The 17540-nt window shown below is 72.3% G+C and carries 16 protein-coding genes; all 16 read right to left on the bottom strand.

Annotation, left to right across the window (positions count from 1 at the left end; translation table 11 throughout):
• Window positions 1–3 precede the first annotated feature (3 nt).
• Entirely contained in the window at window positions 4–1287 is a 1284-nt protein-coding gene (locus ACO2Q3_RS05505) for a glycosyltransferase family 4 protein (RefSeq protein ID WP_423305530.1), read from the bottom strand.
• Between the two features lie 9 nt (window positions 1288–1296).
• Window positions 1297–1827 carry a GNAT family N-acetyltransferase gene (locus tag ACO2Q3_RS05500; protein ID WP_423305529.1) on the bottom strand — a complete coding sequence of 177 codons (531 nt, stop codon included), beginning with the start codon at window positions 1825–1827 and terminating at the stop codon, window positions 1297–1299.
• Entirely contained in the window at window positions 1824–2588 is a 765-nt protein-coding gene (locus ACO2Q3_RS05495) for a sugar transferase (RefSeq protein WP_423305528.1), read from the bottom strand. Before ACO2Q3_RS05495 ends, ACO2Q3_RS05500 begins: the two co-directional genes overlap by 4 nt.
• Window positions 2585–3544 (bottom strand): transketolase family protein, encoded by a 960-nt coding sequence (locus ACO2Q3_RS05490; RefSeq protein WP_423305527.1) that lies wholly within the window; start codon window positions 3542–3544, stop codon window positions 2585–2587. The genes ACO2Q3_RS05495 and ACO2Q3_RS05490 overlap by 4 nt, the downstream gene beginning before the upstream one ends.
• Window positions 3537–4481, bottom strand: coding sequence for a transketolase (locus ACO2Q3_RS05485; protein ID WP_423305526.1), 945 nt, complete (start codon window positions 4479–4481; stop codon window positions 3537–3539). Before ACO2Q3_RS05485 ends, ACO2Q3_RS05490 begins: the two co-directional genes overlap by 8 nt.
• Complete coding sequence (locus tag ACO2Q3_RS05480; protein WP_423305525.1) at window positions 4478–5284, bottom strand: class I SAM-dependent methyltransferase; 807 nt, start codon at window positions 5282–5284, stop codon at window positions 4478–4480. The genes ACO2Q3_RS05485 and ACO2Q3_RS05480 overlap by 4 nt, the downstream gene beginning before the upstream one ends.
• Window positions 5277–6464 (bottom strand): DegT/DnrJ/EryC1/StrS family aminotransferase, encoded by a 1188-nt coding sequence (locus tag ACO2Q3_RS05475; RefSeq protein ID WP_423305524.1) that lies wholly within the window; start codon window positions 6462–6464, stop codon window positions 5277–5279. The genes ACO2Q3_RS05480 and ACO2Q3_RS05475 overlap by 8 nt, the downstream gene beginning before the upstream one ends.
• Window positions 6461–7534, bottom strand: coding sequence for a non-hydrolyzing UDP-N-acetylglucosamine 2-epimerase (gene wecB / locus ACO2Q3_RS05470; RefSeq protein WP_423305523.1), 1074 nt, complete (start codon window positions 7532–7534; stop codon window positions 6461–6463). Before wecB ends, ACO2Q3_RS05475 begins: the two co-directional genes overlap by 4 nt.
• A complete protein-coding gene (locus ACO2Q3_RS05465) occupies window positions 7534–8946 on the bottom strand; it encodes a nucleotide sugar dehydrogenase (RefSeq protein WP_423305522.1) in 1413 nt (470 codons plus the stop codon). Before ACO2Q3_RS05465 ends, wecB begins: the two co-directional genes overlap by 1 nt.
• A 17-nt stretch (window positions 8947–8963) precedes the next feature.
• Complete coding sequence (locus ACO2Q3_RS05460; protein ID WP_423305521.1) at window positions 8964–10130, bottom strand: DegT/DnrJ/EryC1/StrS family aminotransferase; 1167 nt, start codon at window positions 10128–10130, stop codon at window positions 8964–8966.
• A 5-nt stretch (window positions 10131–10135) separates the two neighbouring features.
• Window positions 10136–11035: a DapH/DapD/GlmU-related protein gene (locus ACO2Q3_RS05455; RefSeq protein WP_423305520.1), complete on the bottom strand. Its 900-nt coding sequence runs from the start codon at window positions 11033–11035 to the stop codon at window positions 10136–10138.
• Window positions 11035–12072: a Gfo/Idh/MocA family protein gene (locus tag ACO2Q3_RS05450; protein WP_423305519.1), complete on the bottom strand. Its 1038-nt coding sequence runs from the start codon at window positions 12070–12072 to the stop codon at window positions 11035–11037. Before ACO2Q3_RS05450 ends, ACO2Q3_RS05455 begins: the two co-directional genes overlap by 1 nt.
• A gap of 29 nt (window positions 12073–12101) precedes the next feature.
• Window positions 12102–14003 (bottom strand): polysaccharide biosynthesis protein, encoded by a 1902-nt coding sequence (locus ACO2Q3_RS05445; RefSeq protein WP_423305518.1) that lies wholly within the window; start codon window positions 14001–14003, stop codon window positions 12102–12104.
• A 201-nt stretch (window positions 14004–14204) separates the two neighbouring features.
• Window positions 14205–15602 carry an O-antigen ligase family protein gene (locus ACO2Q3_RS05440; protein WP_423305517.1) on the bottom strand — a complete coding sequence of 466 codons (1398 nt, stop codon included), beginning with the start codon at window positions 15600–15602 and terminating at the stop codon, window positions 14205–14207.
• Window positions 15603–15628: 26 nt separating this feature from the next.
• Entirely contained in the window at window positions 15629–16129 is a 501-nt protein-coding gene (locus ACO2Q3_RS05435; protein WP_423305516.1) for a hypothetical protein, read from the bottom strand.
• A gap of 105 nt (window positions 16130–16234) precedes the next feature.
• Complete coding sequence (locus tag ACO2Q3_RS05430) at window positions 16235–17527, bottom strand: hypothetical protein (protein ID WP_423305515.1); 1293 nt, start codon at window positions 17525–17527, stop codon at window positions 16235–16237.
• Window positions 17528–17540 lie beyond the last annotated feature (13 nt).

Raw genomic sequence — 17540 nt, 5'->3', positions numbered from 1 at the left:
GCCTCAGGCGGCGGCGCGCGACGGCGCCTTCAGCCCCGCCACGCGCTCCACATGGTCGGCGTAGGCCGTGTAGTTCTTCTCGCGGTCGAAGCGAGCGTCGAACAGCCGCCGCATGCGCGCGCGCATCTGCGTGCGCAGGGCGTCGTCCTCGGTCAGGCGCACGATCGCCTGGGCCAGGGCGCCGGCGTCGCCGCCCGGCACGTTCAGGCCCACAGTCTCGGCCTCGATCAATTGCTGCAGGTCGCCCCTGGCCCCGGAAATGATCGGCAGGCCGGCGGCCATGTACGAGAACGACTTGTTGTTGAACGCCTCGGTCGGATAGTTCATCAGCACCAGGCCGACGTCGGCGCCCATCAGCAGGGCGCGCATCTCCGGCGGCTTCATCCAGCCCACGCAATGCACGTTGTCGAGCGCCGCCGCCCGCTGGCGCACCTGGTCGGCATCCTGGCCGTCGCCGCCGATCAGGAACGCCGCCCGCCGCAGCGCCGGATGGTTCTCGCGTTTCAGCTGTTCGAGCGCGGTCAGCAGCAGTTCCGGATGCTGCGTGCGGTTGAAGGTGCCGGCGAAGGCGAACCTGACCCGCCCCTCGCTGGCCGCCAGCGCCGCCCGCACCGGATGGCCCTCCGGCAGGGCGGGCGGTTCGACGTCGAACGCCTTGGGCGCGGTGGTCAGGTAGAACACCTGCTCCAGCGCGCTGGCCCGCCGCCCCGCCTTGGCCAGAGCCCAGTCCAGCATCGAGTGCATCATCGCCACCACGGCGTCGGCCTCGGCGAGCGCGCGTCGAGTGCGGCGGTGCTCGAAGTGCATCAGGCGCCGCGCCACCTGGCCCGCCGCCGAACGGGTGGAGAAGTCGGCGATCACGTCCGGCCACTTGTCGCGGACGTCGACGATGGTCGCCGCGCCCAGCTTCTGGCCGAGGCTCACCGCCGCCGCGGCGGTGACGTGGTCGGGCAGGGAGGCGACGATGGCGTCGGGGCGCGGGCTGGCCAGCGCCTGCCGGGTGAAGTCCTGCGCGGCGCCCCAGTGGTCGACCAGGCGCATCGGGCTGGTGTTGCGCTGGTAGCCGCTGCCCTTCATGAAGCGGATCTCGAGGCCGTCGTCGCGCACCACCGGCGCCCCGCCCGCGGCGCGCCATTCCTTGCGCCACTCCTTGCGGATGTGGTCCCAGGCCGAGGTCCACATCGTCACCTGGTGGCCGCGGCGCAGCAGGTGGTCGCACAGGATCATCGAGCGGGTGTCCGCCGCATCGTCCAGCCGTTGGCCCATCACCGTGGTCCAGATGCGCATCTTGCTACCTCACGCCGGCCGCAGAAGCTGGTAGCGGCCCAGCAGGCCGACCCCCAGCGGGCTGAAACGTTCGCCGGCGCCCATGAGGGTGAAGCCGCAGGCCTCGATCGCCCGGATCGAGGCGATGTTGTCGTCCTCGACGATCCACCACAGCCGCGCGTACTCGCCGGCCCAGCGCTCGGCGATCAGCCGCACCGCGGCCTTGGCCAGGCCGCGTCCGCGATGGGCGGGGTCGGTGAACACGCCGCCGATCTGCAGGTCGTCGTCGGCCATCTGCGGAAAGCGGAACCAGCGGGGGGTGACCAGGGACGAGTGGATCAGCCGGCCGCCCTCGTGCAGCCTCAGCACCCCGCAGGCGCGGTTGGCGAACACCCCCGTCCGGTCGAAGGCCCACCACACGGCGTTGGGCCAGGCCGGCAGGTCGCGGGGCGGCGGACCGTCCACGCGCGGGCGCCAGACCGAAACCTCGACGCCGGCCGGCAGCTCTGCCGCGGCGCGCATCGGTTCGCCCGCCAGATGGCCATAGAACCTGAGGCTCATGCCTGGCCTGCTCCCTCCAGGAAGAAGATGCGGTCCGCGCCGGGTGGGGCGCCGGCGGGCGGCTTCGCGCCCTGGCGGCGGCAGACGGCGATCAGCGCCTCGTCGGCGCCGAGCTCGCGCAGGATCCCCTCCACGCCCTTCAGCGCCGCCGGGCGCGAGACGATGGCCAGCGCGGTCAGCCAGGCGATGCGCAGGTCGAGCCAGACGGCTGCGCCGCCCGCCCGCCCGATGCGTTCGACGTACAGCAGCCCCAGCCGGCTCTTCCACGGCCGGATCAGCTGGTTGTAGGTCAGGTCGGCGTTCTCGGCGCCCTGCAGGATGTCGCCCTCGTCGGCGAACACGATCGAGGCCAGGTCGGTGATCCCCGGCCGCACGCTGAGCAGGCGTTGTTCCTCGGCGGTGTAGAGATCCACGCCCCAGGCGCGGGTGTTGGGCCGCGGCCCCACCACGCTCATCTCGCCCACCAGCACGTTCCAGAACTGCGAGACCTCGTCCAGCTTGCAGCGGCGGATCCAGCGGCCGACGGGGGTGACGCGGTTGTCGCCGGCGCTGGTGGAGTTCACCCCGCTGCAGTCGGCGTCGACCACCATCGAGCGGATCTTCACCATCTGGAAGTCCGCGCCGTTCCGGCCGACCCGGCGGGCCAGGTAGAGCGGGGAGTGGCGGTCCTGTAGCCATACCAGGCCCATGGCCGTCAGCAGCACCGGCGAGGCCACGGTCAGCACCGCGGCGGCGAAGACGATGTCGAAGGCGCGTTTCATGAGGCCGCCACGCTCACGCTCGCCGGCGGAACCACGGGCCGGCCCAGCGCCTCGCGCACCGTGCGCGCGACGGCCAGGGCGTCCAGGCCATAGAAGGCGCGCAGGAAGTTCTGGTCGCCGACCACGGTGGGGAAGCAGTCCTTCAGCCCCATCCGGCGGAACGCCTTGGGATGCACGCCGGCCTCCATGCAGGCCTCGGCCACCGCCGCGCCCAGGCCGCCGACGATGGTGTGTTCCTCCAGGGTGATCACCGCCCGCGCCTTGCGCGCGAGCGCGGCCACGCCCTCGGCGTCGAAGGGCTTGAGGGTGTGCACGTCGGCGACCGCGACGCCGACGCCCTCGGTGGCGAGGATGTCGGCCGCCTTCAGCGCCTCGCCGAGGATCGCGCCCGTGGCGAAGATCGTCACCTCGCCGCCCTCGCGCACCGTACGGATGCGGCCCAGGGCGATCTCGCCCGGCGCCTCGGGCAGACCCGCGGAGCCCTTGTCCAGCCGCAGATAGGCCGGCCCGCCGCGCGCGTGCAGCTGCCCGGTCAGCACCGAGGCGGACCACGGGTCCGAGGGCGCCACGACCGCCATGTTCGGCAGGGCCCGCAGGATCGCCAGGTCCTCGGTGGCGAAGTGCGACATGCCCAGCTGGCCGTACGAGAAGCCCCCGCCCACCGAGACCGCGGTGACGTCGGCGTCGTGGTAGCAGACATCGTTGCGCAGCTGCTCCAGGCAGCGCAGCGTCGTGAAGTTGGCGATGGAATAGGTGTAGGCCCGCGCGCCCTCCCGGGCCATGCCGCAGGCCAGCATGGTCATGTTCTGCTCGGCGACCCCCGCGTTGATGAACTGCTCCGGGAAGCGCTGGGCGAAGTCGGTGAGCACGCCGAAGCCCAGGTCGCCGGTGATCAGCACGATGCGCGGGTCGCGCTCGGCCAGGCCCGTCAGGGTGCGGATGAAGGCGTCACGCATGCGGCCGTCCCTCCGCCGCATCCAGCTCCCGCAGCGCCGCGGCCAGTTCGTCGCCCTGCGGCGAGCGGTAGTGCCAGAGCACGGTGTCCTCCATGAAGGAGACGCCCTTGCCCTTGGTGGTGTGGGCGATGACCACGGTGGGTCGGCCGTCCACCGGCGGCGTCGCCAGCGCCTGATTGAGCGCCGCGTGGTCGTGGCCGTCGGACTCGCGCACGGTCCAGCCAAAGGCGCGCCACTTGTCGGCGAATGGCTCCAGCGCCAGGGTCTCGGCGACGGGCGCCAGGCTCTGGATCTTGTTGTAGTCGACCACCGCGGTGAGGTTGGCCAGCCGGTGGTGGCCCGCGAACAGGATCGCCTCCCAGTTCGAGCCCTCGTCCATCTCGCCGTCCGACAGCACCACGAACACCCGCTGGTCGCCGCCCAGCCGGCGCAGCTGCAGGGCCATGCCGCCGCCGACCCCGAGGCCGTGGCCCAGCGAGCCGGTGGAGAACTCCACCCCCGGCACGCCCTTGTGCGAGACGTGGCCCGAGAGGTTGGAGCCGTTCTGGTAGTGCCGGTCGAGGTGGCCGACGGGGAAGAAGCCGCGCTCGGCCAGGGCGGCGTAGACGCACGCCCCCGCGTGGCCCTTCGACAGGATGAACCGGTCGCGGCCGCTCCAGTCAGGCGCCTGGGGATCGAGCCGCAGCACCTCGCCGAACAGCACGGCGATGATGTCGGCCATCGAGAGCGCCGAGCCGACGTGCGACGAGCCGCCGAGGCTGGTCATGCGCACCACGTGGCGGCGCAGGCGGTGCGCCAGGGCCTCGGTCTGCGAGGTCGCCGCCCCCCGGGGCGCCGGCTGGGCGAAGGACGGCGACTCCCCGGCGACGCCGCCGCCTGACGTGGCCGGCGCCGCCCGCGCTAGCGCCTCGCCGTCGGTTCTCAGCCCGGCGCTCATTGCAGCACCGCGAAGGCGATGTACGGGTCGAACTCCAGCCGCTCGAGCTTCAGCCGCCGGTTGGCGTGGGTCTCGAGCATGGCCAGGGTCTCGCCGGGCCAGAGCGGGTTGTCGAGCTCGTCGAAGGCCAGGATCGAGCCGGCAGGCATGCGCGGCAGGAAGGCGTCCAGCGCCGCCTTGGTCGGGGCGTAGAGGTCGAAGTCGAGGTACAGCAGGCTGACGACCAGGTGCGGGTTGGCCTCGATGAAGTCCGGGATGGTCCGGGTCGCGTCGCCCCGGATCATGTTGACCTTTTTCACGTGCCCCAGGAACCGCGTGGAGTCGTAGACCTCGACCAGCTGCTCCAGCTCGTCGTGCACGTCGGCCGCGAGGTCGCCGGCCTGGACGTGCTGCGAAGCGGCCGACCGGTCCTCGGCGCCGACCCCGGGAAAGCCCTCGAAGGTGTCGAAGCCGTAGATCCGGCGGGTCAGGTTCACCGGCTCCAGGATCGCCGACAGCTTGGCCCAGGTCATCAGGCCGAAGCCGTGGTTGACCCCGCACTCCACCACCGAGCCCTTCACCGGCAGCACCCGCTTGAACAGCTCGTACAGCGCCAGGAACCGGGTCAGGTTCTGGCGGCGCACATACTTGGGGAAGTTCTCGAGCTTGGTCTCCCAGGACGACGGATTGGCGTCGAACAGGGCCTTGTTGCGCGCGCCTTCCTGGGCCTCGGCCTGGGTGCGCAGGCCCCCGGAGACGCTTACCGGGGTGACCTTGACCGGGGCGGCGGTGGGCGGCGCGGTCTTGTCGAGCATGTCAGCCATGGTGGAAGGCCTCCACCTGGTCGCAGACGTAGGCGACGTCGTCGTCGCTGAGCATCGGGTGCATGGGCAGCATCAGGTATCGGCGCGACATCGCCTCGGCGTACGGGGCGCGTGCGCGCAGCCCCAGGTCGGTGAACTGGTGGATCATCGAGCCGCCCCACTGGACGATGGTCCCGACGCCGCGGTCCGCCAGGAAGGCGCGCAGGGCGTCCCGCCGGTCCGACTGAACCTCGTAGTTCTGGAAGATGTCGAAGCGGTCGGGGTCCGCGTCCGGTCCGGGCGGCAGCTGCAGGCCGTCCAGGCCCGACAGGCGCTCGTCGTAGACCCGGGCGATGGCGCGGCGTCGGGCGATGCTCTCGTCGTAGCGGGCCAGCTTCAGCCGCAGCACCGCGGCCTGCAGGTTGTCCAGCCGGCCGTTGACGCCGAAGCGATGCACCAGGCCGTCGGCCCCGCGGCCGTGGTCGCGCAGCTCGCGCGCCTTGGCGGCCAGGTCGTCGTCGTCGAGGATCAGCCCGCCGCCGTCGCCGAAGCAGCCCAGGGTCTTGGCCGGATAGAAGCTGAAGGCGCCGGCCGCGCCGAACGTGCCGGCGAAGCGGCCGCGGAACTTCGCGCCCATGGCCTGGCAGGAATCCTCGACGATCTTCAGGCCGAACTCGTCAGCCAGCGCCTGCACCGCGGCCATGTCGCAGGTGCGGCCGTTCAGCTGCACCGGCATGATGGCGCAGGTGTTCTTGGTCACCAGGGCGCGGGCGCTGTCCACATCCATCATGCTGTCGGGGCCGCAGTCGCACAGCACCGGCTCGGCGCCGACGTCGTGCACCGCCGCGGCGGTGGCGATGAAGGTGTGGCTGGGCAGGATCACCTCGTAGCCCGGGCCGACGCCGGACAGCTTCAGGGCGATCTTCAGGGCGATGGTGCCGTCGGCTACGCCCACCGCGTGGCGCACCCCGAGGTAGGCGGCCAGCTCTTCCTCGAACGCGGTCAGGTCGCGCTGCATGATGTAGGCGCCGCGCTCCAGCACCTCGGTGATGGTGGCCAGGTATTCGTCGCGGTGTTCGGCGAACAGCGCCGGATAGTTGAAGAACGGCACCTCGCGGCGCTGGCCGATCACCGCCGGCGCGGCTGGTCGGGCGGCCCGGCGGCGCCCTGAAGGGGCTTCGGTGACGAACGCTTCGCTCATGCGGCCTCCGTTTGTGGATAGGGGTCGAGGAAGGCGCGGATGGCCGCCACGCAGGCGGCGCCGGCGGCGCCCTCGCCGTAGTCGGGAATGTCCCGGCGGGGGCCGGCGTGTTCGGGGCCGGTCCACAGGCGGTTCCAGCCCGCCTCCACCGTCTCCACCCACTCGGTCTCCGAGCGCAGGGTGATGCAGGGCTTGCGGTGGAAATAGGCTTCCTTCTGCAGCCCGCCGGAGTCGGTCATCACCAGGTCCGAGCCGTCCACCAGACGGTGCAGGTCGAAATACGACAGGGGCTCGGTCAGCAGCAGGCCGCTGGTGTCGACCCCCTGATCGCGCAGGCGGGCGGCGGTGCGCGGATGCACCGGGAACACCACCCTGCGCCCCTGCGCAACGTCGCGCAGATAGGCGACGATCCGGGCGAGGCGCGCCGCGTCGTCGGTGTTCTCGGCCCGGTGCACGGTGGCGACGGCATAGGCCTCGCCGGCCAGACCGAGCCGCTCGACGATGGTCGAGGTCCTTCGCCCCTCGGCGATGGCGTGCAGGGTGGCGTCGTACATCACGTCGCCCACCAGTCGGGCGCGGCTGGCCAGCCCCTCGTTGGCGAGGTTCTCGATCGCCGTGCGCGTCGGCGCCAGCAGCAGGTCCGCCGCGTGGTCGGTGAGCACGCGGTTGATCTCCTCGGGCATGGCCCGGTTGCGCGAGCGCAGCCCCGCCTCGATGTGCACCAGGGGGATGTGCAGCTTCACCGCCGCCAGGGCCGCGGCCAGGGTGGAGTTGGTGTCGCCGTAGACCAGCACCGCGTCCGGCCGCTCCTCCAGCATCACCTGTTCGAGGGCCTCCAGCATCCGGCCGGTCATCTGGCCGTGGCCGCCGCCGTGGATGTCGAGGCTGCGGTGCGGCGCGGGGATGCCAAGCTCGCGGAAGAACACGCCGGACATGTTGTCGTCGAAGTGCTGGCCGGTATGCGCCAGCACCTCCTCCACGCCCGGCTCGGCCGCCAGGGCGCGGCTGAAGGCGGCGGCCTTGATGAACTGCGGCCGCGCGCCGACGACGGTGAGCAGGCGCCGCGGCATCAGACCCGCACGACGTGGCTGTCGGGGTCGTGCAGGCCCCTGGTGACGTTGCGCGAGTCCGCCACCACCGCGATCGCGTCCACCATGGCCTGGTAGTCGACCCCGTCGTGGTCGGTGCAGATCAGGGCGGCGTCGAAGTCCGCCAGCGAGGCGGCGTCCAGCGCGACCCCCTCGCGCCCGGCCAGTTCCGGGTGCTCGCGGGTCATCGGGATGATCGGGATGTGCGGGTCGTGGAACGCCACCGCCGCGCCCCGATCCTCCAGGGCCCGAAGGATGGTCAGCGCCGGGCTCTCGCGCATGTCGTCGACGTTCTTCTTGTAGGCCAGGCCCACCAGCAGCACCCGGGCGCCGGCCAGGCTCTTGCGGCTGCGAACCGAGAGCGCCTCGGCCAGGGCGTCGACCACTCGCCGGGGGGCTGCGGCATTCACCTCGCCAGCCAGTTCGATGAACCGGGTCGGGGTGTCGTACTCGCGGGCCTTCCAGGTCAGGTAGAAGGGGTCGATGGGGATGCAGTGCCCGCCGAGGCCCGGGCCCGGATAGAAGGGCATGAAGCCGAACGGCTTGGACTTGGCGCCCTCGATGACCTCCCAGATGTCGATGTCCATCTGGCCGAGGATCACCTTCAGCTCGTTGACCAGGCCGATGTTGACCAGGCGGAAGATGTTCTCGGTCAGCTTCACCGCCTCGGCGGCGCGGGTCGACGAGACGGGAATGACCTTGGAGACGATGGCGCCGTAGAGCAGTTCCGCCGCCTTGCGCGAGCGGTCGTCGTCGGCGCCGACCACGCGGGGGATGGTGGAGGTCTCGAAGGACTTGTTGCCGGGGTCCTCGCGCTCGGGCGAATAGGCCAGCAGGAAGTCCTCGCCGGCCACCAGGCCGGTCTCTTCCAGGATCGGCTTCAGCACCTCGTCGGTGGTGCCGGGATAGGTGGTCGATTCCAGCACCACCAGCTGACCGGGGCGCAGCACCTGGGTCAGCATGCGGCCGGTGCCGACGATGTACGACATGTCCGGGTTGCGGTGGCGGTCCAGCGGGGTCGGGACGCAGATGATGATCACGTCGGCCGCCTTCAGGGCCTCGACGTCGGCCGTGGGGGTGAACTGGCCGTCGGCGCTGATGCGGGTGACCGTGTCGTTGGGCACGGTGCCCACCGGGCTCTGGCCCAGCTTCAGCTTGGAGATCTTGCTGGCGTCGACGTCGAAGCCCAGCACCCGGAAGCCGGCGCGGCAGGCGGCGGCGGCCAGCGGCAGGCCGACATAGCCCAGGCCGACCACGCCCACGCGGGCCTCGCGGCTCTCCAGCCGTTCGAAGAGGTCGGCGCCGAACGAGCGGGCTTCCGGCGCCACCCGTGGCCCGGCTCCGGGCTCGCGCAGCAGGTCGGTCGTCTGGTTGAGGGTTGGCGTGCTGTCCATGGCGGGCAGGCCCTTCTTCAAGCGGCGGTTTCGAGGGAACGGGGGGCGAGGGCGCCGGTGTCGGCGCCGATCAGGGCGGCGCACACCTGGTCGATCTCGGCGTCGGTCAGGTAGGGATGCATCGGCAGGCTCAGCACCCGCTCGCAGAGGCCGTCGCTGACCGGCAGCGGCCGTCGCGCCAGATGGGCGTAGGCCGGCTGGCGGTGCATCGGGCGGGGGTAGTAGACGGCGCTGGGAACGCCTGCGGCCTTCAGCCGGGCCTGCACGGCGTCCCGGCCGCCGAGCTGGCCGGCTTCGATCTGCACCGTGTATTGCGCCCAGGCGGAGCGGTCGTCCGGCGCGGCGGGCGGCAGGGGTGTGCGAACGTAGCCCAGCAGGCGTTCGGTATAGGCCTGCGCCACTTGGTGGCGGCGCTCGACCTCGTCCCCGAAGATCGCCAGCTTGGGCAGCAGGATCGCCGCCTGCAGGGTGTCGAGGCGGCTGTTCAGCCCCACCCGCACCACGTCGTACTTGGCCGCGCCCTTGCCGTGCTGGCAGATCGAGCGCATCCGCGCCGCCAGTTCGGCGTCCTCGGTGAACAGGGCGCCGCCGTCGCCGTAGCACCCCAGCGGCTTGGCCGGGAAGAAGCTGGTGGTGGTGATGTCGGCCAGGGTCCCGACCCGCCGGCCGTCCAGGCGGCCGCCGAAGCTCTGGGCGGCGTCCGAGATGTGCTTCAGGCCGCGGCGGTCGCAGAGCGCCCTGGCGGCCTCACCGTCCACCGGCGCCCCGAACAGGTCGACGGTGATCAGCGCCGCCGCCCGCAGCCGGCCTTCGTCGACCACCGCGGCGATCTCGGCCTCGGCCGCGGCCAGGTCGACGTTGAAGCTGGCCTCGTCCACCTCGACGAACACTGGCGTCGCCCCCAGCAGCAGGATCGCCTCGGCGGTCGCCGTGTAGGTGAAGCTGGGCACGAACACCGCGTCGCCCGGCCCGATCTCCAGCGCCATCAGCGCCACCTGCAGGGCGTCGGTGCCGTTGGCGCAGGTGATCACGTGCGACGCGCCGCTGAAGGCGCCGAGCGCCGTTTCCAGCTCGGCCACTTCCGGCCCCTGGATGAAGCTCTGGTGCGCCAGCACCGCCTCGATCCGCTGGCTCAGCTCCGGCTCCAGGCGGGCGCGCTGGCGCTTGAGGTCGATGAATTCCATGGGCTTCAGATCCCTCCCCGGATGGCGCGCAGGTGGTCGAGAAAGCGGTGGTGCTCGATGGCGAAGTTGCCGCTGACGGTGGTCCCGGCCGCCACGTCGCGGGTGACCACCGCGCCCATGGTCAGCTTGGCGCCGGCGCCGATGCGCGCGCCGTTGACCACCACGGCCGAGGGGCCGACGTAGGCGTCGTCGCCGATCACCACCCGGCCCAGGATGTTGGCCAAGGCGCAGATCTGCACCCGACGGCCGATCTGGCAGTCGTGGGCGATATAGACGTGGCAGTCGGCCAGGGTTTCCTCGCCAAGCACGGTCTCGCCGCCGAACAGGGCGCGGGCCACCGAGACGTCGGCCAGAAGCTCGACCCCGGCCTTCAGCCGCACGCCGCCCAGCTGCGGGGCGATCCTCTGGCGCCCGCCGATGCGGGCCGACTGGAAGCCGGCGACGCCGATCACCGCGCCCACGTGCAGGGCGCAGTCGGCCTCGAGGGTCGAACCGGGCAGCACCACTGAGCGCGGGCCGACATAGACGTTCGGGCCGATCGCGACGCCGTAGTCCGCCACGCTGGCCGAGCCGTCGATGCGGGCGCTGGGATCGATCAGCGTCGGCTGCGCCTTCAGCGTGGCCTCGCGGGCGGCGACCAGCCGGGCGTGGACTTCGGCGTGGGCGGCGTCGGGCTCCTGGGCCACCGCGACGCCCAGGCGCCGGTCCAGCCGCTCGGCCAGCGCCGCCGTGGTGATCACCGCCGCCAGGTTGGCGCACGCGTTGGCCTCGGCCAGGTACCGCTCGGAGCGCAGCGGGGCCAGCACGCCGTCCAGCGGCGTCGACAGCTTGCCGGTGACGGCGAAGGCGCCGTCGCGCAGCACCTTCAGCCCGCCGACTCCTTCGTAGGCGCTGAGCGTTTCCATCAGGCGGCGGCCCGCGCGTCGTCGATCCGCACGGCCGGCTGGGCGGCGGCGTCCTCGATGCGGCGCAGCACCGCCAGCACCGGGATCGCCTCCTCTGGCCCCGTGCGGGTCGTCGCCCGGCCGCGCACGGCGTCCAGGAAGGCGCCCATCTCGGCCTTGAGCGGCTCGGCGCCATCGTAGGCGACCGGCTCGCCGTCGGACTTGCGATAGGCGGGCGCAGCGCCGGCGCGGTCTACCGGATCGCGATAGAGCACCAGCTTGCGCTCGGCGGCGGCGGTGTCCTCGAACACCAGGGCGCCGCGCTCGCCGAGCACCGTCAGCTTGTGTTCCTTGAACGGCGAGAGCCAGGAGACCTGGATGTGGGCGGTGACGTCGCCGCCGAAGCCGAGGTTGGCCCAGTAGGCGTCCGGCACGCCGGCGCCCGAGATCTGGGCGCTCATCGCCTGCACCGTGTCCGGCGCGCGGCCGCACAGGGCTAGCACCATGGAGACGTCGTGCGGCGCCAGGCTGAACAGGGCGGTCTCCTCGGTGCGGATCGCGCCGGGGTTCAGCCGGTGCGAGGAGACATGCCGCACCTTGCCGATCGCGCCGTCCTCGACGGCCTGGACCAGGCGGCGGAAGGCGGGATGGTATTGCAGCAGGTGGCCGACCATCAGCACGCGGCCGGCGGTCCGGGCCGCCTCGGCGCACGCCTCGGCGTCGGCCAAGCTCAGGGCCAGCGGCTTTTCAACGAACACGTGCTTGCCGGCGGCCAGGGCCGCCTGGACGAGCCGGGCGTGGCCCGCCGCCGGGGCGGCGATGGCGACGGCTTCGATATCGGCGCGCGCGAGCACGCTGTCCGCATCGCCGACCGCCTCGACCCCCAGGTCCGCCGCGATCGGCCCGACCAGCTGCGCCGCGGGGTCGGCGACCACCTTCAGCGCCCCCAGCGAGGCCAGCGCGCGGGCTATGTTGCGGCCCCAGCGGCCGCAGCCGATCAGGGCGACGGCGGGAACATCGGCTGCAGGGCTCTGGGCGCCAGACGTGGGCTCGGTCATCTGCGGGCGGTCTCCCCCGGGGTGAAGGGTCATTGGGCGGCGAAGGCGGCGGCGGCGCGCTCTTCCTCCCAGCTGCGGCGGACACCGCCGGCGATCGGCTCGCGGGCGCGCTCCAGCAGCTCGAAGATCGAGGCGCGGACGTCGTCGGGGTCGCCGCGGCGGGCGATGGCTTCCAGCGACAGCAGCTGGGTCCAGGTCAGGCCGGGCGTCGGCCGCGCCTGGGTCACCTCGATCACCCCGGGTCCGCAGGGCTGGGCGGTCTCCGACTGGTCGACGAGGATCTCGGTGAGCTTCTCGCCCGGCTTCAGCCCGGTGAAGGTGATGGGGATGTCGCGGCCCGGGACCTTGCCGTGCAGCTCGATCATCCGCTGGGCGAGATCGAGGATCTTCACCGGCTTGCCCATGTCCAGCACGTAGACGCCCGATCGGCCTTCGGGGGAGCGCCCCTCCGGCGCCGCCTCGCACTTGGCCACCGCGTGCAGCACCAGCTGCACCGCCTCGGGGATGGTCATGAAGAAGCGCTCGACGTCGGGGTGGGTGACGGTCACAGGCCCGCCGCGTTCGATCTGCGACTTGAAGATCGGCACCACCGACCCGGCCGAGCCCAGCACATTGCCGAACCGCACGACCGAGAAGCGGGTGCGGCTGGCGCGCTCGCGGTGGGTCTGCACCACGGTCTCGGCCAGGCGCTTGGTGGCGCCCATCACGCAGCTGGGCTCGACCGCCTTGTCGGTGGAGATGAACACCATCCGCCGGGCCCCCGCCGCCCGGGCGGCCTCGGCCACGTTCCAGGTGCCGACGATGTTGGTCAGCACCCCCTCGCAGGGGTGGTTCTCCACCAGGGTGACGTGCTTCAGCGCCGCAGCGTGGAAGACGATGTCGGGCTTCTCCGACACCACCCAGGCGCGCAGGCGCTCGGCGTTGCGGATGTCGCACAGGATGTCGCGCCGCGAGAGCCGGGGATGGCTGTCGCCCATTTCCCGGTGGATGTTGAACAGGCCGAATTCCGAGACGTCGAGCAGCGAGAGGTGCGCGCAGCCGAGCGCGGCCACCTGGCGGCAGATCTCCGAGCCGATGGAGCCGCCGGCCCCGGTGACCAGCACCCGCTGGCCGGCGACCAGCTTGCGGATTTCGCTGTCGTCCAGCCGCACGGTCGGGCGGGCCAGCAGTTCCTCGACGCTGATCGACACCAGGGCCGAGCCGCCCGCCTCGCGATCCTCGCCGTCGCGCAGCTCGGTGATCCGGCTGGGGCGCAGCAGGTGGGTGCGAGCCGCCTTCAGCCGGCCGAGGTGCTCGGGTTCGACCCCGGCGGTGCGGGCCGGGTCGCAGAGGAACAGCACCGCGTCGAGATGGCGTGGGCCGGAGAGCACGGTGTCGAGGATGCCGCCCAGGCCCGACAGGTCGCCCAGCACCGGGGCGCCGCGCACCTCGCGGCCGGCGTCGCCGGCCGCCAGGGCGACAATGCCCACCGGGCTGAACGCCGCTTCCGGGTTGCGGGCCTGACCGCGCAGGAAGGCCTCAGCCTGGTCCACGTCGCCGATGATCAGCAGGCTCTCGCGGTCGGCGGGGATGCTGGCGGCGCTGGCGCGCGGCGGCAGCAGGGCGCCCAGGCTGCGCTCATGCGCGGCGCGGCGGATCAGGCGGGCGCCGGTGATGAAGCCGATGTCCAGCATCCAGGCCATCACCAGGGTCGAGCGCGGCAGGTAGATGGCGCGCGAGCCGATGAACAGCAGCAGCAGCAGGGTCAGGGCGGTGAGCGTGGAATTGCGCAGGATCGCCAGCACGTCGGCGAGGCTCGTGAACCGCCAGGCCGAGCGATCGGCGCGGAACACCAGGTCGAATCCGACGGCCACGGCGGCGTACAGCAGGGCCGCGAACACCACCGACGAGGCAAGTGTAAACTGGCCCTGGGCCGTGCCAACGATCGTCAATCCATATGCCAGGGCGAATGCCAAAAGTGCAAAGCTGCCGCGTGCAGCATTTTTTGCGGTTCGCATCAGCATCCGGGGCGCACTTCTATTGTTGGCGTCGCTAGGAAAGGCCCGCAAAGGCTTCGCCAGTGCGCCGCGCTACGGGGCGATATTTGAACGGGAAACTTGACGGCTTCGGCGATCGTTCCGCCGGCCGAAAATTTATTGCGGGGCGGTGGCGCGGATCTGGCTGAGCGTCCCGCAGAACAGGGCCAGCACGCAGGCCAGGGCCGTGGTGCGCAGGGGATAGTCGGCCGCGGAGTGCAGCAGCAGCAGGCCGGCGCCGGCGCTCGCCGCCGCCGGCAGCATGGATCCGGCCGTTCGCCGCCAGACCGCCCACCAGGCGGCGACGCTGGCGCGCACCCACCAGGCGATGAACCCCAGGGCGAGGGCCACGCCCAGCACGCCGCCCTCCAGCCAGAGCTCCAGGTAGTCGTCGTGCGCGTGGTTCAGGTAGTTGGGCAGCAGCAGGGTCACCGGCTCGGCGGCGCCATAGGCGCTCTCGAAAGCCCCGAACCCCGTCCCGACCGGGCCATAGGCCTTGGCCATCTGGATCACCACCGGGGCCGCCTGGAAGCGGATGTCGGTGGCGCCCTCCTGGTGGAAGCGCTGCGCCACCGCGGCCAGGCTGAACGCGCCGACCAGGAACAGGCCGATCACGCTGGCGCCCACCAGCAGCAGGGCGGCCGGCCGCTGGCGGTAGGGGCCGCGCCCCACCAGGGCGATGGCCAGGCTGGCCAGCACCGCCGGGGCCAGCAGCAGCATGCCCGCCCGCGACAGGGAGACGCCAACCCCCACCATCAGCACCAGATAGATGCCCAGGGTGGCCGCGACGCGCACCGTCGAGCCGCGCCGGCCCTCCAGCCCCCAGTCCACGGCGAGGGCGGCCGCCAGGGGCATGCTGACCACCAGCAGGCTGGCCAGGTGATTGCGGTTGGCGAAGAAGCCGACGCCGGAGTCGGCGTTGGTGATGGCGTAGAAGCGCAGCGGCGAGTACGGGCCGCCGGCCAGCTGCAGGGTGGCGAGCATGACGCTGGCCAGGGCCACCGCCAGCATCAGGCCGGCGAGACGGCGAAGACCTCCGGCGCTGAGGTCGGCCGAGAGCAGGAACATCGCCGCCGGCGCCAGCAGTCCCAGGAGGCTGCGCCAGGTCAGTTGCGGCGTGAGGCTCAGCGGCCGCCAGGCGTCCGCGGTCCCGGCCAGCCTGAGGTCGCCGGCCAGGGCGCCGCGGCCCGGAAGCAAGGCCCACAGGCCCGGGGGCAGGGGCGCAAGCTGGATCAGGTGGAAGGCGGCCAGGGCCAGCAGAAAGGCGCCGCCAAGCCTGGCGTGGGGCGGAAAGCCGACGCTGCGCCAGCGCCAGGCCGCATAGGTCAGGCCGGCCAGGCCGGCCAGTTCGGTGATGGCGGTGGGCAGGGCGTTGCCCTGGCTTGAGCCGCCGAACACCAGGCAGACGGCAAGCAACGCCGCGGCGGGCTGCCACGGCGCCGTCTCACGGGCATGGGCCGCCGGGCGGGACGCGACCGCGTGCAACAGGATCTCGCCTGTCGTGCTCGCGCCCACCGCCGCCGTCTCCGGAGCGCTTGCGATTACGGGCTGACCGGGCCGCCGCCGCCGCCGGACGTTCCGCCACTGGAGCCGTTGTTGTTGCCGTGGTCGGTGGCCGCGCCGACGATCACCGCGACGATGCCGGCCAGGGCCACGCCGGCGATGACCAGGCCGGTGGTGCTGACGCCGCCGAAGCCGCCGCCACCGCCGCCCGAGGCGTCGCCCTGGTAGTCGGCCTTGACGATCCGCGCCGAGGCGCCGCCGCAGTCGGCCCCGCCGATCACCGCCATGCTGCGCCCGCTCACCTGTTCGCCGCAGCCGCCGGCGTAGCTGATCTTGGCGACGCCGCCGCGGGCGGTCATCACCCGGTCGCCGGGGTGCAGAACGGTGTTGGCGCTCGCGGGGACGAAGCCATCGCCCTGGTCGACGTAGACCAGACCCTGCAGGTTCGCGAGATGCGGCAGGGTGGCGTTCTGCGCGACGGCCTGTCCGCAGAGCAGGCCAATGGCTGTCGCAGCGACAGCGGCGATTTTAAACGACATGGGAACAGCACTCCTTGTTGGGCTTGCCCAATCGCCAAACTGGCGGCGCGCGAAAAACGTTCGCTCCGGAAAAAGAAATTTTCACCGGCGGCCCGGCGTCGGCGCTCACGCCGGCGCCAGCGCCGTGCGGCGCACCTCCAGAGCGTCGTACCAGACCTCCACGTCGTCGCTGTGCTCGCCAGGGATGGCGGTGAGCGACAACCACTGGCCCTCGCACCCGGCGGGCACGGCGAAGTCCGCCCCCAGGGTGTTCCAGCCGGGATCCAGAGCCAGATCCGGGGTCGAGGCCAGGGGCCGGTTGTCCTCGGCGCAGCGCACCGTCCAGCCCAGATGGGTTGCCGCCCGCGGCGCCGACACATAGGCCTTGACCGCCAGATGGTAGACGCCCGGACCCAGGATCATCAGCTGACGGGCGGGCGTGGCGATCGAGACGCCGTCGTAGGACACCTTCAGCGCACTGCCGGCCGCGCCGGCGGTGGGACCCTGAAGGATCTCGGCGCTGGCGCCGGAACTGTTCTGCAGGTTCCAGCCGAAGGGCGGCGCCCCCGCCTGGCCGTCGAAGTCGCCGTCGCGCACATTGCCGCGCAGACGCGTGGCGGCGCCGGGAGACAGCTGCTGCCAGGCCAGGAACGCCTGCAGGTACTGATGATGGTCCACCATCCGGTTCAGCAGCGGCGAGATCTCGGCGTCGGTGGCCGGGGCGCCGAGGTCGGCGAGCCGGCCCATCAGGTCCAGGGCGACGTTGGGGTCCTCGCCCCCGGCCAGGAAGGTCAGGAATCCGGGGCGCCAGGCGGGACGGGTGGCCAGCTGCTGCGCCAGGGTCGGCTGGCCCTTCGCATCGCGCGCCATCTGCGCCAGGGGCGGGAACACTTCGTTGGACACCTCCGGCGCGTAGCGCAGGATCACGTCGGCCTGGCGGACCGCTGCGACGACGTCTCCCCGCTGCAGGTCATCGGCGAGCAGGGAGGCGCCGGTGATGGTGTCGCGCCGGGTCAGGCGGGCGGCGGCCCGGAACAGGGCCACCGCGCGGGCCTTGTCGCCGCGGGCGTCGGCCACCTCGCCCAGCACGCGGAACGCCGCCGGGTTGAGCGCCTGGGCGCGCAGCGAGGCGTTCGCCAGGCGCTCGGCCTCGGCCAGGGACTCCGGCCCGCCGCGGCTGTCGACGCGCGCCTGGGCGACCTGCGCCAGCGCCGAGGCGTCGCCGCCGGCCGCCGCCAGGGCCATCGGCGGATCGCGCCGTTCGCCGAAGCCGGCGACCGCGTCGGCGACGATCAGGCCGGCGCCGCACAGGGCGATCGCGCCGAAGGCCGCCGCGGCCGGCAGACTGCGTCGCCCCCCGGCCGCCCGCTCGGCCGCCAGCCGGCGGCCCTGCCGCGACAGCCTGGCCACATAGCTCATGGACGCCGCCTCA

Origin of the sequence: Caulobacter sp. KR2-114 (assembly GCF_049446115.1) — a bacterium.
Classification (GTDB): domain Bacteria; phylum Pseudomonadota; class Alphaproteobacteria; order Caulobacterales; family Caulobacteraceae; genus Acaudatibacter.
This window is presented reverse-complemented; position numbering and strand designations above follow the sequence as displayed.

Coding starts and splice junctions, on each gene's coding strand:
- ACO2Q3_RS05480 (WP_423305525.1), bottom strand. CDS start 5,284: ATGGCTGACATGCTCGACAAGACCGCGCCGCCCACCGCCGCCCCGGTC.
- ACO2Q3_RS05500 (WP_423305529.1), bottom strand. CDS start 1,827: ATGAGCCTCAGGTTCTATGGCCATCTGGCGGGCGAACCGATGCGCGCC.
- ACO2Q3_RS05495 (WP_423305528.1), bottom strand. CDS start 2,588: ATGAAACGCGCCTTCGACATCGTCTTCGCCGCCGCGGTGCTGACCGTG.
- ACO2Q3_RS05460 (WP_423305521.1), bottom strand. CDS start 10,130: ATGGAATTCATCGACCTCAAGCGCCAGCGCGCCCGCCTGGAGCCGGAG.
- ACO2Q3_RS05465 (WP_423305522.1), bottom strand. CDS start 8,946: ATGGACAGCACGCCAACCCTCAACCAGACGACCGACCTGCTGCGCGAG.
- wecB (WP_423305523.1), bottom strand. CDS start 7,534: ATGCCGCGGCGCCTGCTCACCGTCGTCGGCGCGCGGCCGCAGTTCATC.
- ACO2Q3_RS05455 (WP_423305520.1), bottom strand. CDS start 11,035: ATGGAAACGCTCAGCGCCTACGAAGGAGTCGGCGGGCTGAAGGTGCTG.
- ACO2Q3_RS05490 (WP_423305527.1), bottom strand. CDS start 3,544: ATGCGTGACGCCTTCATCCGCACCCTGACGGGCCTGGCCGAGCGCGAC.
- ACO2Q3_RS05475 (WP_423305524.1), bottom strand. CDS start 6,464: ATGAGCGAAGCGTTCGTCACCGAAGCCCCTTCAGGGCGCCGCCGGGCC.
- ACO2Q3_RS05485 (WP_423305526.1), bottom strand. CDS start 4,481: ATGAGCGCCGGGCTGAGAACCGACGGCGAGGCGCTAGCGCGGGCGGCG.
- ACO2Q3_RS05430 (WP_423305515.1), bottom strand. CDS start 17,527: ATGAGCTATGTGGCCAGGCTGTCGCGGCAGGGCCGCCGGCTGGCGGCC.
- ACO2Q3_RS05505 (WP_423305530.1), bottom strand. CDS start 1,287: ATGCGCATCTGGACCACGGTGATGGGCCAACGGCTGGACGATGCGGCG.
- ACO2Q3_RS05435 (WP_423305516.1), bottom strand. CDS start 16,129: ATGTCGTTTAAAATCGCCGCTGTCGCTGCGACAGCCATTGGCCTGCTC.
- ACO2Q3_RS05450 (WP_423305519.1), bottom strand. CDS start 12,072: ATGACCGAGCCCACGTCTGGCGCCCAGAGCCCTGCAGCCGATGTTCCC.